Source organism: Vibrio makurazakiensis (assembly GCF_050337375.1).
Lineage (GTDB): Bacteria > Pseudomonadota > Gammaproteobacteria > Enterobacterales > Vibrionaceae > Vibrio > Vibrio makurazakiensis.
The window spans coordinates 1-15,864 of sequence record NZ_JAKJSW010000042.1 but is presented as its reverse complement, the minus strand read 5'-3'; the positions used below and the strand labels follow the sequence as shown (position 1 = coordinate 15,864).

At 42.9% G+C, this 15,864-nt stretch carries 13 protein-coding genes; 11 read left to right on the top strand and 2 right to left on the bottom strand.

The genetic code is table 11. The features are described from left to right. Positions 1–116: 116 nt before the first annotated feature. Together glnD and map are read right to left on the bottom strand one after the other, a co-directional pair. Positions 117–2,741, bottom strand: a complete 2,625-nt coding sequence (gene glnD / locus L4C33_RS06960) for a bifunctional uridylyltransferase/uridylyl-removing protein GlnD (protein WP_428811712.1) — start codon at positions 2,739–2,741, stop codon at positions 117–119. 122 nt (positions 2,742–2,863) lie between these two features. Next, positions 2,864–3,742 carry a type I methionyl aminopeptidase gene (gene map, locus L4C33_RS06955; protein ID WP_428811711.1) on the bottom strand — a complete coding sequence of 293 codons (879 nt, stop codon included), beginning with the start codon at positions 3,740–3,742 and terminating at the stop codon, positions 2,864–2,866. Between the two features lie 421 nt (positions 3,743–4,163). Between map and rpsB the strand changes: the two genes are divergently transcribed. The 11 genes from rpsB (at position 4,164) to lpxD (ending at position 15,755) form a co-directional block, all read left to right on the top strand. Then, positions 4,164–4,895 (top strand): 30S ribosomal protein S2, encoded by a 732-nt coding sequence (gene rpsB / locus L4C33_RS06950; RefSeq protein ID WP_428811710.1) that lies wholly within the window; start codon positions 4,164–4,166, stop codon positions 4,893–4,895. 129 nt (positions 4,896–5,024) lie between these two features. Then, positions 5,025–5,870 carry a translation elongation factor Ts gene (gene tsf / locus L4C33_RS06945; protein ID WP_428811709.1) on the top strand — a complete coding sequence of 282 codons (846 nt, stop codon included), beginning with the start codon at positions 5,025–5,027 and terminating at the stop codon, positions 5,868–5,870. A gap of 154 nt (positions 5,871–6,024) precedes the next feature. Continuing rightward, the gene (pyrH, locus tag L4C33_RS06940; RefSeq protein WP_428811708.1) at positions 6,025–6,756 is read left to right on the top strand and encodes a UMP kinase; all 732 of its coding nucleotides are present in this window, start codon (positions 6,025–6,027) and stop codon (positions 6,754–6,756) included. Between the two features lie 97 nt (positions 6,757–6,853). Further along, positions 6,854–7,411: a ribosome recycling factor gene (frr, locus tag L4C33_RS06935; RefSeq protein ID WP_428811707.1), complete on the top strand. Its 558-nt coding sequence runs from the start codon at positions 6,854–6,856 to the stop codon at positions 7,409–7,411. Positions 7,412–7,506: 95 nt separating this feature from the next. Then, positions 7,507–8,259: an undecaprenyl pyrophosphate synthase gene (gene uppS / locus L4C33_RS06930; protein WP_428811706.1), complete on the top strand. Its 753-nt coding sequence runs from the start codon at positions 7,507–7,509 to the stop codon at positions 8,257–8,259. 15 nt (positions 8,260–8,274) lie between these two features. Then, complete coding sequence (locus L4C33_RS06925; protein WP_428811705.1) at positions 8,275–9,117, top strand: phosphatidate cytidylyltransferase; 843 nt, start codon at positions 8,275–8,277, stop codon at positions 9,115–9,117. Between the two features lie 51 nt (positions 9,118–9,168). Further along, positions 9,169–10,374, top strand: coding sequence for a 1-deoxy-D-xylulose-5-phosphate reductoisomerase (gene ispC, locus L4C33_RS06920; protein WP_428811704.1), 1,206 nt, complete (start codon positions 9,169–9,171; stop codon positions 10,372–10,374). After that, positions 10,371–11,729 (top strand): sigma E protease regulator RseP, encoded by a 1,359-nt coding sequence (rseP, locus tag L4C33_RS06915; RefSeq protein ID WP_428811703.1) that lies wholly within the window; start codon positions 10,371–10,373, stop codon positions 11,727–11,729. The genes ispC and rseP overlap by 4 nt, the downstream gene beginning before the upstream one ends. A 48-nt stretch (positions 11,730–11,777) precedes the next feature. Then, positions 11,778–14,189: an outer membrane protein assembly factor BamA gene (gene bamA / locus L4C33_RS06910; RefSeq protein ID WP_428811702.1), complete on the top strand. Its 2,412-nt coding sequence runs from the start codon at positions 11,778–11,780 to the stop codon at positions 14,187–14,189. An 18-nt stretch (positions 14,190–14,207) separates the two neighbouring features. Further along, complete coding sequence (locus L4C33_RS06905; RefSeq protein WP_428811701.1) at positions 14,208–14,717, top strand: OmpH family outer membrane protein; 510 nt, start codon at positions 14,208–14,210, stop codon at positions 14,715–14,717. 6 nt (positions 14,718–14,723) lie between these two features. Beyond that, positions 14,724–15,755, top strand: coding sequence for a UDP-3-O-(3-hydroxymyristoyl)glucosamine N-acyltransferase (gene lpxD, locus L4C33_RS06900; RefSeq protein ID WP_428811700.1), 1,032 nt, complete (start codon positions 14,724–14,726; stop codon positions 15,753–15,755). Positions 15,756–15,864: the final 109 nt, after the last annotated feature.

The following is a 15,864-nucleotide window of genomic DNA, read 5'->3' as shown; positions in this document are numbered from 1 at the left end:
ACAGAAATAATGTAGCAGTCTAATGATCAGCTAGATAGTTGATATGTCAGAAAAGGTGTAAGTTGTGGGCAAGATCGCTCAATTACAAACCGCCCACGTAGAAGCCAACAAATTAACTAATTTGCCTCAAGTTCCCCGATATTTTCAATTAGCTTGTTACGCAGCGCTTCTTGAACTTCCTCACTTAAGCGGCCGCCTGCTTCACCAGTCAGGATAAACAAATCCTCTGCGCGTTCGCCGATTGTTGTTATTTTTGCACCATGAAGGTGAATATTTAGTTCAGCAAAGGTTGCTCCGACTTTTGCGAGTAAACCTGGTGTATCCAAGGCTACAAACTCCATTAAGCTGTGCTTCTTACTCTTAGTCGGAAGGAAGTCGACGCGCGTCTTAACATTAAAATGTTGCAGATTACGTGGCGCTCGGCGTGTCTTAATCTTCGTTGGTCTTCCATCTTGTAGTACATGCGCAATATGCTTAATTACCGCTTTGTGGCGAGATTCATCAATGGCTTCACCATGTTGATCGAGAACCATAAAGGTATCTAAAACGTGGCCATCTTTACTCACCATGACTTGGGCGTCGTGAACGTTGAAGTTACGTCTATCGAGTTCTGCAACTACGGTGGCAAATAGGGCAGGTTGGTCTTTTGAATACACAAAGACTTCGGTGCCACCTCGGGTTGCTTTCTTACTAATTAAAATAAGTGGCTTAGTTGGGTCTTCTTGGCGGAGTAAGTTTTCGCAATGCCATGCTATTTGCTTATGAGTGTGTCGTAAAAAATAGTCAGCTTTAAAACGTTGCCATAGCACTTCTATTTCACGGGCGGTGAAGCCTTCCTTACGTAGGAGTGCCGACGCCATTTGCTGGTTATGGCGAATACGGTCACGAACATCGACAGGGTTTTCCAAACCACGACGCAGAGCTCGTTGAGTTGAATGAAACAGTTCAGCAAGTAAGGTTCGTTTCCAGCTATTCCAAAGCTCAGGGTTAGTTGCACATATGTCTGCAACGGTAAGGCATACCAGAAACTCTAAACGTTCTTCATCTCGTACTTTTTTAGCAAATTCAGTAATCACTTCTGGGTCGTAAATGTCACGCCTTTGCGCGGTAACAGACATCAGTAGGTGACTTTGCACCAACCAGGAAACTAGCTTTGCTTCCGGTTTTGATAGACCATGCTCAATACAAAAAGCGTAGGCATCGACTGCGCCAATTTCAGAGTGATCTCCGCCTCGACCTTTRCCAATATCATGGAAAATAGCCGCAATGATGAGCAGTTCTTTCTTCTGAATTCGAGGGTAAACTTCACAACAAATTGGATGACGTTCATGGTTACTGGCATAACTAAATTGGTTGATATGCTTTAGCAGCCGAATACTGTGCTCATCTACCGTGTAGACGTGAAAGAGGTCGAACTGCATCTGACCAACTATTTGGCTCCACTGCGGCAGGTAGGCCGACAGCACACCGAGTTTGTGCATTAAACTGAATGCTTTGTGCAACGCATTAGGGTGTCTGACTAAATCCATGAATTTATCCCGAGCACTTGGAATCGTATGCAAAAATAAATTTAGGCGACGCCTTGCGGTACGCAATTGGCGTAGTGTCGGAGGACTTACCCCTTCAATCGAAGAATCATTGGCAATATGAATGAACATATCCAGAATAGTTTCTGGTCGGGCTTGGAACAGTGCTGGTTTACGAGCTTCAATCAGTGATCCACGACGCTGAAAATCATCATTAATGATCTCCGGTTCAATGGTTTCACCACCTTCAATAATGGCCTGATTAAATAGTTTCAATAGCATTTTGTTGAGTTCTGCAACACGGCGCAGTGTACGGTAGAACTCTTTCATCATCATTTCTACGCCACGGTTACCTTCCCCGGAGTAACCCAAATGCTCAGCAACTTGAGCCTGATGCGCGAAGGTTAGGCGGTTGTCATAGCGTCGTAATTCAATATGAAGTGCAAAACGGACGCGCCACAGAAAATCCTGACATTCAACGAGCTCTCGATATTCTGCGTCAGTCAGGAAACCATACTTACTCATTTCGAGTAGGGAAGTGGCACCGAAGTGACGACGAGCGACCCAACTCAGAGTATGGATGTCACGCAGCCCACCAGGCGTAGACTTAATGTCGGGTTCTAGGTTGTAAGTGGTATCGTGGTAGCGAGCATGGCGATCTTTTTGTTCCTGTATCTTTGCCTGAAAAAACACTTCACTTGGCCAAAACGAATCGGCATGTATCGCTAATTTTAATATCTGGAAAGTATCTTCACTGCCACAGAGTAAGCGGGATTCTTGTAAGTTGGTTGCGACGGTCAAATCATCATTACCAATCTCAATACATTCGTCGATAGTTCTGACTGCATGACCAATCTCAAGGCGTAAATCCCACAGAATAGTAATGAACTCACTGACTTTTTCACCTAATGCTGGTGGCAGTGTTTTTTTAGAAACAACGAGAATATCAATGTCTGACAACGGGTGAAGTTCGCCTCGACCATAACCCCCGACAGCGACAAGGCTAATGTTTGGCAGTTCATGAAAACCGTAGTATCGCCACAAACGATTGAGTAGGAGATCCATGTACTCAGAACGAGTCAGTACTAGGTCGGTCACAGGATGGTGGTTTAGGAACTCAACTTTTTGATATTGAGTAAAGGTTTCTAATTGTTGTTTGAGTTCAGTAACTTCAATTTGTTCATCAGTGAACGTAAGCGGAGATTGGTAGGGCATAGTTTGCTGTCCATGCAAGCAAATAGATTCTGGTTAACTTACCAGAATATCGATAGATAAAAAAATATCCTCGTCGTGACGAGGATATTTTTGTGAGTCTTGTGAAGACGATTTAATGACGATTAAGCGTTCTTCATAATACGTGGAATCGTGTCGTCGCTACGCAGCGTTAGCACTTCACAGCCCGTGTCAGTCACGACCAAAGTGTGTTCCCACTGAGCCGAGTTTTTGCTGTCAGCGGTGTAAACTGTCCAGCTATCTTCATCATCAAGACGGCAACCGAATTTACCTGCGTTGATCATTGGCTCAATCGTGAAACACATGCCCGCTTTTAATACGGTACGGTCACTGTTTTTGTAGTGAACGACTTGTGGGTCTTCGTGGAACTCTGCACCAATACCATGGCCACAGTAATCTTTAACGATAGAGAACTTAGCGCGAGGGTTGTTCTTGTTGTTGCTCTTGATGTACTTCTCGATAGCAGTACCAACCTGGCCTAGTTGTGCTCCTGGCTTAACTTGGCGCATGCCTTCGTAAAGTGCTTCTTGAGCAACCATGCACAGGCGCTTGTTCGCAGGGGAAACATCACCCACTAGGAACATTTTAGATGTGTCACCGTGGTAGCCTTGTGGACGAACGCTTAGGTCTGCATTCTCGTCATCAGGGATGATTACTGTGATATCAACGTTAAGAATGTCGCCATCTTTTAATACTGCTGGTTTGAATTGACCAGTACTACCAGTTTCGTCTTGTTCGGCAGGGATACCATGGCAAACGATGTGGTTGATAGAAGTACAAATTGATTTCGGGAAACCGTGGTAATCCAGAGGAGCTGAATATGCACCTTTTTCTAGAGCGTATTCATGACAGATCTTATTGAGCTGTTCTGTTGTTGTACCCACTTGGATATGAGGTTCAATCATCTCTAGAATTTCAGCAGCCAGCTTGCCGGCAACGCGCATTTTTTCAATTTCTTCAGCAGTTTTAATTTTTACAGACATCTATTTTCTCTACTAATTCAGTTGCACGAAGCTGTGCATATTGCCGCTATTTTAGCAGTGCAGGGCATAAGCGCAAGGCTGCCATAGCCTTAGGTTATTTATGGGTAATAAAAAGCGGTTGAACTCTCGGCGACATAGAGGCGTTAGTACTAGGAAACGTGTAGATAGATTTTCCTTGTTAGCGCATTTTTTTCTAGCCACATATGCTCAAAATATGGTATAAAGCGCGCCGGACCCAAGGACTGTTCTCTCCATTAGGCGAAGCAGGTTTTGGTCTAAACTTAATTATCTTTAAATCACACACATTCCGACACATGTTCCGGGGTGCCTCAACAGTAAAACTATCTGTGCTTTAACAGATAGATGTTAGGGGTCGGATTCATGGGGGATGTGGAGGCCTAACCCCATAGAGGATTTTAAAATGGCAACTGTATCAATGCGCGATATGCTAAAAGCTGGTGTTCACTTCGGTCACCAAACTCGTTACTGGAACCCAAAAATGAAGCCATTCATCTTTGGTGCTCGTAACAAGGTTCATATCATCAACCTAGAAAAAACTGTACCAATGTTCAACGACGCTCTAGCTGAAATCGCTAAAGTTGGCGAGAAGAAAGGTAAAGTTCTTTTTGTTGGTACTAAGCGCGCTGCATCTGAAGCTGTTAAAGAAGCTGCTGTAAACAGCAACCAATTCTACGTTAACAACCGCTGGTTAGGCGGTATGCTAACGAACTACAAAACTGWTCGTCAGTCTATCAAGCGTCTGAAAGAACTTGAAGCGCAAGCTCAAGACGGTACTTTCGACAAGCTTACTAAGAAAGAAGCTCTAATGCGCACTCGTGAAATGGAGAAGCTAGAGAAGTCTCTTGGTGGTATCAAGAACATGGGCGGCCTACCAGACGCTCTATTCGTAATCGATGCTGATCACGAACACATCGCAGTTAAAGAAGCTAACAACCTAGGTATCCCAGTTTACGCTGTAGTTGATACTAACTCTAACCCAGACGGCGTTGACTTCGTTATCCCAGGTAACGATGACGCAATCCGTGCAGTACAGCTTTACCTAAACGCTGCTGCAGACGCGGTTAAAGAAGGTCGTAACAAAGATGTTGCTGCTGTAGTTGCTGAAAAAGACGGTTTCGTAGAAGCTGAGTAATAGCGACTCTTAATATTACTTAGTGTTGTGTAACCTTAAGTACGCTTAATCTAAGTATTGTTAGTATCGGGGGCCTCTATTTGGCCCCTGATTTTTAACTTTATACCTATTTAAATTGAGGAATTGAGAATGGCAACTGTAACTGCTGCTCTAGTTAAAGAACTTCGCGATCGCACTGCTGCTGGCATGATGGAATGTAAGAAAGCTCTTGTTGCTGCTGAAGGCGACATTGAACTAGCGATCGAAAACATGCGTAAATCTGGCGCAGCGAAAGCAGCTAAAAAAGCTGGTAACGTTGCAGCTGAAGGCGCAATCATCATCAAAGAAGAGAACGGCGTTGCTGCTATTCTTGAAGTTAACTGCCAAACTGACTTCGTTGCTAAAGATGCTGGTTTCCTAGCATTCGCAAACGAAGTTGCAGAAGCAGCTCTAGCTGAGCGTCTAGACATTGAAGCTCTTCAAGCTAAATTCGAAGATGCACGTATCGCTCTAGTAACTAAAATCGGTGAAAACATCAGTGTTCGTCGCGTTCAACTAGTTGAAGGCGTTGCACTAGCTTCTTACCGTCACGGTGAGAAGATCGGTGTTGTTGTTGCTGGTGAAGGCGAAGCTGAAACTCTTAAGCACGTTGCAATGCACGTTGCTGCATCTCGTCCTGAGTTCCTAAACCCAGAAGACGTACCTGCAGACGTAGTTGAGAAAGAAAAAGCTGTTCAAGTTGAAATCGCTATGAACGAAGGCAAGCCAGCTGAGATCGCTGAGAAGATGGTTGTTGGCCGTATGAAGAAATTCACGGGCGAAATCTCTCTAACAGGTCAAGCTTTCATCATGGAACCAAAGCAAACTGTTGGTGCTATCCTGAAAGCTAAAGGTGCTTCTGTATCTAACTTCGTACGTTTAGAAGTTGGTGAAGGCATCGAGAAAGCTGAAGAAATGAGCTTCGCTGACGAAGTTGCAGCGGTACAAAAAGGTTAATCCTTAGCGTATTGTTTGAAAAGAGACCGTGGCCTATGCTGCGGTCTTTTTATGACTAGGACTTTAAATTAGTCGTTTTGAATGAAAATTAGAATCACCAAAAGTTTTCATTCATGACTGTTAATCATCAACTCTTTTTTGGAAGGTAAACTCCATGACTACGAACCCTAAACCAGCGTATCAACGTATCCTGTTAAAGCTTAGCGGTGAAGCTTTACAAGGCGAAGAAGGCTTTGGTATTGATGCTACGATTCTTGACCGCATGGCTCAAGAAGTAAAAGAGCTTGTAGAGTTAGGTGTACAAGTAGGTGTGGTTATCGGTGGTGGTAACTTGTTCCGTGGTGCTGGTCTTGCTGAAGCGGGTATGAACCGTGTTGTGGGTGACCACATGGGTATGCTTGCAACGGTAATGAACGGTCTTGCAATGCGTGACGCTCTTCATCGTGCATACGTAAACGCACGTGTAATGTCAGCTATCCCACTAAAAGGTGTATGTGACGATTACAACTGGGCAGACGCAATTAGCCAGCTTCGCCAAGGCCGTGTTGTGATCTTCTCTGCGGGTACTGGTAACCCATTCTTCACGACAGATTCTGCTGCGTGCTTACGTGGTATCGAAATTGAAGCTGACGTAGTTCTAAAAGCGACAAAAGTAGATGGTGTATTTACTGCTGACCCAGTAGCAAACCCAGACGCAGAGCTGTATGATACTTTGTCTTACAACACTATTCTTGAAAAAGAATTGAAAGTGATGGATTTGGCTGCGTTTACGCTAGCTCGTGACCACAAAATGCCAATCCGTGTATTTAATATGAATAAGCCAGGCGCACTTCGTCGCGTGGTTATGGGTGAAACTGAAGGTACATTAATCAGCGACGCTGACTAATTTTTCGGGCTTGCTAAGGTGTTATACTTTAGTAAGCTTATCCTTATCACTCCAATAAAAAGCTTTCTTGAAGAAAGAACATAATCAAGGTGAAATTGTGATTAACGAAATCAAAAAAGACGCTCAAGAGCGTATGGAAAAAAGTGTAGATGCACTTAAAAACAGCCTGCAAAAGATCCGTACAGGCCGTGCTCACCCAAGTCTACTTTCTGGTATTTCTGTTGAATATTACGGAGCTCCAACTCCTTTAACTCAAGTTGCTAACGTTATTGCTGAAGATGCACGTACTCTAGCAATTACAGTATTCGACAAAACACTGACTCCGCTTGTTGAAAAAGCAATCATGACTTCAGACCTAGGCCTAAACCCTATGTCTGCTGGCACGGTTATTCGCGTTCCTCTGCCACCGCTAACTGAAGAGCGTCGTAAAGACCTAGTTAAAATCGTTCGTGGCGAAGCTGAAGGTGGCCGTGTTGCTATCCGTAACATCCGTCGTGACGCAAATGGCGATCTAAAAGCGCTTCTAAAAGACAAAGAAATTTCTGAAGATGAAGATCGTAAAGGTCAAGACGAGATTCAGAAACTGACTGACGCTGCGGTTAAAAACGTAGATGACGTTCTTGCAGTTAAAGAAAAAGAGTTGATGGAAGTATAATTCCGTCACACTGTTAGACTTGGAAAACGCTGTACTCACAGTGCAGCGTTTTTTTATGCTACTCTGTTCAACTGTTAGAATCTAGTTAACCCTTTATGCATACTTCTCAAGCTTTCACAGAATCCCTTCCTAAACATATTGCCATCATCATGGACGGTAATGGTCGCTGGGCTAAGGCTCAAGGAAAACCTCGAGTTTTCGGCCATAAAAATGGCGTTCAAGCCGTAAGAAAAACCATATCATCAGCTGCAAAACTTGGCATTCAAGCTGTAACTCTGTTCGCATTTAGTAGTGAAAATTGGCGTCGACCTGAAGAAGAGGTCGGTATTCTTATGGATTTATTTATCACTGTGCTAGCAAGCGAAGTGAAGAAGCTTCATAAGAATAACCTTCGCCTACGAGTGATTGGTGACAAGTCTCGATTTAATGATCGTTTGCAAAAGAAAATTGCAGAAGCTGAAGCGCTGACTGTTGGTAATACAGGTATGGTGATTAACATTGCTGCGAACTACGGCGGAAAATGGGACATCCAACAGGCTGTTAAGCAAATTGCTTATCAAGTTCAAGAAGGCAACATCTCTATAGAAGAGATTGATGAGCCCCTCATTACTGAACACCTGACAATGTCTGATTTACCGGAAGTTGACTTACTTATTCGTACAAGTGGTGAATGCCGTATTAGTAACTTTATGTTGTGGCAACTTGCCTATGCTGAAATGTATTTCACGGAACAGTTTTGGCCAGATTTCAATGAAGACAGCTTAGTTGAAGCTGTGACTTGGTTCGTTAACCGGGAGCGTCGTTTTGGGTGTACCGGCGAGCAAATTAAAGCATTGATGGACAGTTAATAAGGACTTTTTAGTTTGAAACAACGAATTATAACGGCGTTGATTTTGGCTCCCCTAGTTATTCTAGGTATTTTTGAGTTGTCACTTCCGACGTTTATTTTATCTTTAGCGGTTATTACACTTTTAGGTTTTTGGGAGTGGACTCAATTTGTCGAAAGCAAGTCTCGTTACTTAGCTTTAATCCCAACCGTTGCTGTAAGTGCTGCTAGCTTTGCTGTGATCCCTTTTGATGCATTTAGCTTGAATCATCTATCAAGCATCCATTATGCGATTTTAGGTGTAGGCTTTGTATGGTGGCTGATAGCGAGCTTCATGGCTATAACTTATCCTAAATCTATGCCAGCCTGGAAAGGCTCAAGCATTTTACGCCATGGTTTTGGGATTTTGACGCTGTTACCATTTTTTTGGAGCGTTGTGATCTTACGTGCAACCGGTATTGATTTAGACCCTTACCACGGAGCTAAATTGGTTATGTTTGTATGCTTACTTGTGTGGGCAGCGGACAGCGGTGCATACTTTGCAGGTAAGAGTTTTGGTAAGCGCAAGATGGCGCCATCGGTTAGTCCTAATAAAACGATTGAAGGTTTGATTGGTGGGATCATTACTGCAGTTATTGTTGCATGGGTGTTCGCCGACTTATTTGATATTGCTTTTACCAGTCCTCTACAAATGATCGTTATTACGCTATTTACAGTCGTAATTTCAGTACTGGGTGACTTAGTTGAGAGCATGTTCAAGCGTGTTTCTGACATTAAAGACAGCAGTAATCTTATCCCCGGGCATGGTGGTATCTTAGACCGAATTGATAGTTTAACTGCCGCATTCCCTGTCTTCGCTCTGCTTTACTTAGCATTCTAATTAAAAGGGCAGTGTTGCTGCCCTTCTCATATTTATCATGGTCATAATGTGATGAGAAATATAACTATCCTTGGTGCAACGGGCTCTATCGGTGCAAGCACTCTTAAAGTGGTTGAACAAAACCCTAGCCAGTTTAACGTTGTCGCTTTAGCTGCAGGTTCAAACGTTGTAAAGATGTTAGACCTTGTTAAAAAGTGGCAACCTAAGTATGCCGTCATGGATTGTGATAAAGCGGCAACATCGTTAAAAGAATGCATTTCAGAACATGGACTGCAAACTCAGGTACTTTCTGGCTCTGAAGGTATGTGTCATGTATCTTCATTTGATGGTGTTGATACAGTAATGGCAGCGATTGTTGGTGCTGCTGGGCTTATACCAACGATGGCTGCAGTTCAAGCAGGTAAACGAGTTCTACTTGCGAACAAAGAAGCGCTTGTGATGTCTGGTCAACTATTCATCGATGCTGTCGAGAAGTATGGCGCGGAATTACTACCAGTAGACAGTGAGCATAATGCAATCTTTCAGTGCTTAGCTAAAGAGGTTCAAGAAAATCTTGGACGTTGCGATCTTGATGAAAGTGGTGTTGATGCAATATTACTGACAGGTTCTGGTGGTCCTTTTCGATACACAGATATTGAAGAGCTTTCATCTGTAACACCAGAGCAAGCTATAGCACACCCAAACTGGTCAATGGGGCCAAAGATCTCGGTAGACTCTGCAACCATGATGAATAAAGGTTTAGAGTATATTGAAGCTAAATGGCTGTTCAATGCCTCCCGTGAACAATTGAAAGTGATTATCCATCCTCAGTCCGTTATCCATTCAATGGTTCAATATCGTGATGGCTCTGTACTAGCTCAAATGGGTGAGCCAGATATGGCGACCCCCATCGCGTTAACTCTGTCTTATCCAAATAGAGTAAGTGCAGGGGTTAAGCCTTTAGACTTTACCAAAGTTGGTGAACTCACCTTTTTGGAACCTGATTACGCTCGGTACCCTTGTTTAAAGTTGGCTATTGATGCGTGCTATATTGGCCAACATGCTACAACCGCGTTGAATGCTGCTAATGAGATGGCTGTTGCCGCGTTTTTAGAGAATAAATTGAGCTTTACAGATATCGCAGTAATTAATCAGTTAGTGATGGACAAAGTATGCCGAGAGCACGATGGTGCTTTAGACAATTTGGAAAGCTTACTTGCGTTGGACAAACTGGCTCGTGACTTTTCTACCACCTTTATTGAAGAGCGTGTGTTATGACAGGAATTTTGTGGAATTTAGCTTCCTTTATTATTGCGCTTGGAGTGCTTGTTGCCGTTCATGAGTTTGGTCACTTTTGGGTGGCTCGACGTTGTGGCGTGAAAGTCGAAAAGTTCTCGATTGGCTTTGGTAAATCATTATGGACAAAAGTCGGTAAAGATGGCACTGAATATAGCATCGCAATGATTCCACTCGGTGGTTACGTTAAAATGCTCGATGGGCGTGTTGATGATGTTTCTGAAGAAGAGCAGCAATACGCGTTTGATAAAAAGCCGTTATGGAAACGAACCGCCATAGTAGCTGCTGGTCCAGCATTTAACTTTTTATTTGCTATTTTTGCTTATTGGGCTGTTTTTGTTATCGGTGTTCCGGCAGTAAAGCCAGTCGTTGGAGAAGTTACACCCTATTCAATTGCCGCTAACGCTGGATTTGAAACAGGAATGGAACTTWAATCAATTTCCGGAATCAAAACCGCAGATTGGGAATCCGTTAACATGGGATTAATTTCCCATATTGGTGACGATTCAATGACAATTACGGTTTCTTCGCCAGATAATATTGGCGTTGAACAGCAATTGAAGTTTGATATTCGTGAGTGGAAGTTTAATCCAGAGACTGAATCGGCAATGGCGGCATTGGGCTTTAGGCCATTTACTCCAGAGGTGTCAACGGTACTTGCGAATGTAGTTGAGGATGGAGCTGGTGGTTTAGCCGGTTTAGAAAGCGGTGATAAAATTGTTGAAATTGGTGAACAACCAATTGAACAATGGATGCAAGTTGTTGAGGCGGTGAGAGCCAGCCCAAATACAGAACTTTCAGTAACCGTCATTCGTTCTGGTTCTGAGTTAGATTTAAAGCTAGTTCCAGGGAGCCGCGATATAGGCAAAGGTCAAACGATTGGCTTTGCTGGTATTGCTCCTGAAGTCGCAGATTGGCCTGAAAACTATCGCTTCGATCTTCAATTTGGTGTATTTGAATCAATAGGAAAAGCGATTGATAAAACAGGCCAAGTAGTTAGCCTAACAGCGAGCATGCTAAAGAAGCTAATTGTTGGTGATGTTGGATTGAATAATTTGAGTGGGCCAATCTCAATCGCGAAAGGAGCTGGCACCACTGCTGACTATGGGCTCGTTTACTTTTTAGGTTTTATGGCTTTGATCAGTGTGAACTTAGGTATTATTAACTTAGTTCCATTACCAATGCTTGATGGTGGTCATCTGTTGTTTTTTGCAATTGAGGCGGTTACTCGTAAACCTGTGCCAGAAAAAGTTCAGGAAATTGGATATAGATTAGGTAGTGCGATTATTTTCTCATTAATGGCTCTAGCAATATTTAACGACTTTACTCGCCTGTGATTGGTATCTCACAGGATTCAGTAGTAGCAAGGAATAATTAGAATAACTATGGCGATTAAGCAAATTCTGTTCGCAAGTCTTTTAGCCACAAGTGTGGCGGCGAACGGAGCACAGAACTTCGTAGTCGAAGATATTAAAATTGAAGGTTTACAGCGAGTTGCACTAGGTGCTGCTTTGCTAAAAATGCCAGTACGTATCGGTGATGAAGTTGATCAGCAAGACGTGTCCGAAATCATTCGAGCACTTTATGCTTCGGGTAACTTTGAAGATGTAAAAGTACTACAAGATGATGGTGTCTTAGTTGTGCGAGTAACAGAACGCCCAACTATTGCGGGCATTTCGTTCTCTGGCAACAAAGCGATTAAAGAAGAACAGCTTCAGCAAAACTTGGATGCTTCGGGCGTTCGTGAAGGTGAAGCACTCGATCRTACAACGCTAAGTAATATTGAAAAAGGCTTAGAAGATTTTTACTACAGTGTGGGTAAATACAACGCGACCGTAAAAGCGGTTGTTACTCCATTACCACGTAATCGTTCTGACCTTAAATTCGTATTTACCGAAGGTGTGTCGGCCAAGATTCAACAAATTAACTTTATTGGTAATGAAGTGTATAGCGACGAAGAGTTGCTTTCACGCTTTAACTTGAATGTTGATGTTGCTTGGTGGAATTTCCTAGCTGACGAAAAGTATCAAAAGCAGGTACTAGCCGGTGATATTGAAGGTCTTAAGTCTTATTACTTAGATCGCGGTTATTTGAAATTTAAAGTCGATTCAACACAAGTTGCTATCTCACCGGATAAAAAAGGTGTGTATATCACGTTGGGTATCGATGAAGGCGAAGCATATAGCATTAAAGGTGTGACTTTCCGTGGTGACTTAATCGGTCAGAAAGAACAGTTTGAAGCTATGGTGCCGTTTGAAGATGGTGACACGTATAACGGTTCACAAGTCACTCGCCTTGAAGAAAATGTTAAACGTATTTTAGGTGAGTCTGGCTACGCTTATCCGCAAGTCCGTACCATTCCTGAATTTGACGACGAAACTAATGAAGTTTCGTTAGTGATTAACGTTGAAGCTGGTAGTCGTATTTATGTACGCGACATTCGTTTTACGGGTAATAACTCAACGAAAGATGAAGTACTCCGTCGTGATATGTTGCAAATGGAAGGCAGTTGGCTGAATTCGAAATCAATCGAGCTTAGTAAAAACCGTTTGAACCGTTTGGGCTTTTTTGAAACGGTAGATGTTCAAACTGTTCGTGTTCCAGGCAGTGAAGACCAAGTTGATTTGGTTTATAACGTAAAAGAAGCGAACTCAGGCAGCATTAACTTCGGTGTAGGCTATGGTACTGAATCTGGTGTGAGTTTCCAGGTTGGTCTACAGCAAGACAACTTTGCGGGTAGTGGTGATCGTGTTGGTATCAGCGCGATGATGAATGACTACCAAAAGAACATTAGCCTAGACTACCGTGACCCATACTGGACTCTGGATGGTGTGAGCCTTGGTGGTAAAGTTTTCTACAATACCTTTGAGGCATCTGAGGCGGGTATTGTTGACTATACCAATGAAAGTTATGGCACTAGCTTAACTTGGGGTTTCCCAATGGATGAGCTAAACCGTATTGAACTTGGTGTAGGCTATACGCACAATAAAATTTCCAACTTAGACTCATATGTTCAGATTGAACAGTTTCTATGTAGTTTAGGTGAATGTGGCGCGGATACACTCTCGGTTAATGACTTCGACGTGAATATTTCATGGACTCGTAACAACTTGAACCGTGGCTTCTTCCCGACAGCAGGTAATCACCAACGTGCTTTCTACAAAATCACAGTACCGGGTTCAGACGTTCAGTACTTTAAAGCTCAGTATGATGTGAGACAGTATATCCCTCTAACTAAGAAGCATGAATTTACATTACTTATGCGCGGCCGTTTAGGTTATGGCAACGGTTATGGGCAAACTGATGGTAACGATAACTTGTTCCCATTCTATGAAAACTACTACGCCGGTGGTTTCACAACGCTACGTGGCTTTGGCTCAAACTCTGCAGGCCCTAAAGCTGTGTATAGTGAAAGCTCAGGTAATAATCCAATGCATACCACTGCAACTGACGACTCTGTCGGTGGTAACGCAGTAGCGTTAGCAAGCTTGGAGCTTATTGTTCCCACTCCATTTGCATCTGAGGAAGCCGCGAGTCAAATTCGTACGAGTGTCTTCTTTGACATGGCAAGTGTGTGGGATACAGAGTTTGATTACCAAAATCCAGATAACGTAACTTCTGGCGGAAGTTACTATTACGACTATTCGGATCCTTCGAACTACAGAGCATCTTACGGTGCAGCCCTACAGTGGATGTCTCCAATGGGACCACTTGTATTCTCAGTGGCTAAACCTGTAGAAATTTACGAAGGTGATGATGAAGAATTCTTTACATTTACCATCGGTAGAACTTTTTAATACTTAAAGGACAATATTTTGAAAAATATGATCAAAGCAGCAGGCCTTGGCCTTATCGTACTAAGCTCTTCTTTTTTTGCTAACGCTGCTGAAGCTGCCCAAAAAGTTGGTTTTGTGAATACCGCTCAAGTTTTCCAAGCACTGCCTCAACGTGAAGTTGTATTACAGAAGATGCAAGAAGAGTTTAAAGATAAAGCGGCTGAGCTACAGAGCATTCAAGCTGAAGCTAAAACTAAAATTGAAAAGCTGAAACGTGACGGTGAGCTTTTAGGCCCTGATGAAGTGGAGAAGCTTCGTATTGAAATTGGACAACTTGACAGCAAATACAAAATCAAAGCTCAAGCTTTAGAAAAAGCGAGCAAGCGCCGTGAAGCACAAGAGAAGCAAAAGCTATTCAAAGTGATTCAAGATGCCGTTCAAAAAGTAGCTGATAAAGAAGGCTACGATATGATTGTTGATATTCAAGCTATGCAATATGGTAAGCCAGAATACAACATTTCTGAAAAAGTAATTAAAGCACTGAAATAATTAGTTATGATTAAACTGACTTTAGCCGAATTGGCAACAATTACTGGCGGTGAACTACATGGTGATGGCGATTTAGAAATCACAGCCGTAGCACCAATGGACAAAGCTTGTGAAGGCGAGATTACATTCCTTTCTAATGCTAAATACAGCAAGCACTTAGCGGAAACTAAGGCGTCAGCTGTGATGGTAAAAGAAAGTGAGCGAGAGCTGTGCACTACGAATGTAATCGTAGTGGCTGACCCATATATTGCGTTTGCAAAAGTGGCTCAGGCGATGGACGTAACTCCTGAACCTGCATCTTCTATTGCGCCTTCGGCTGTAATTTCTGATGAAGCTAAGCTGGGTGAAAACGTTTCGGTCGGTGCTAATGCAGTGATTGAAACTGGTGTAGTGATTGGCGATAACGCAATTATTGGCGCAGGTTGTTTCATCGGGAAGAATGCTCAAATTGGTGCAAACACTAAGCTTTGGGCTAATGTCAGTATTTATCATGATGTTGTTCTTGGTAAGGCATGTTTGGTTCAATCAAGTACGGTGATTGGCGCTGATGGTTTCGGTTATGCGAACGAGAAAGGTGAGTGGATTAAGATCCCTCAGGTTGGCACTGTTCGAATCGGTAACCGAGTTGAAATCGGAGCATGTACAACGATTGATCGCGGTGCACTTGACGATACGGTTATTGAAGACAATGTAATCATTGATAACCAATTACAAATCGCTCATAACGTGCACATCGGATATGGTAGTGCATTGGCTGGTGGTACTATTATCGCCGGCAGTACTACTATTGGTAAGTATTGTATTATTGGTGGTGGTTGTGTCATTAATGGTCATATAGAAATCGTTGATGGTGTTACAATTACCGGTATGGGCATGGTGATGCGTAGCATTTCTGAAAAAGGAATGTACTCATCTGGTGTACCGTTGCAAACCAATAAAGAGTGGCGTAAAACTGCAACTCGAGTTCATCGAATAGATGATATGAATAAGCGCTTGAAAGCAGTCGAAAAGCTTATTGAAAAGAATGCGGAATCTTAATTCCACATTTCTAGGAAAGGCTCGCGAATTGCGAGTCTTTTTCGTTTATAATCTCTGATAATTGATATAAGAAAAATATAGGAATACGACTTTGACTACTGAACAGAAA

What these genes read in the sequence shown, in the direction of transcription:
- ispC (WP_428811704.1), top strand. Translation starts at nt 9,169, where the DNA reads ATGAGAAATATAACTATCCTTGGTGCAACGGGCTCTATCGGTGCAAGC.
- pyrH (WP_428811708.1), top strand. Translation starts at nt 6,025, where the DNA reads ATGACTACGAACCCTAAACCAGCGTATCAACGTATCCTGTTAAAGCTT.
- tsf (WP_428811709.1), top strand. Translation starts at nt 5,025, where the DNA reads ATGGCAACTGTAACTGCTGCTCTAGTTAAAGAACTTCGCGATCGCACT.
- uppS (WP_428811706.1), top strand. Translation starts at nt 7,507, where the DNA reads ATGCATACTTCTCAAGCTTTCACAGAATCCCTTCCTAAACATATTGCC.
- lpxD (WP_428811700.1), top strand. Translation starts at nt 14,724, where the DNA reads ATGATTAAACTGACTTTAGCCGAATTGGCAACAATTACTGGCGGTGAA.
- map (WP_428811711.1), bottom strand. Translation starts at nt 3,742, where the DNA reads ATGTCTGTAAAAATTAAAACTGCTGAAGAAATTGAAAAAATGCGCGTT.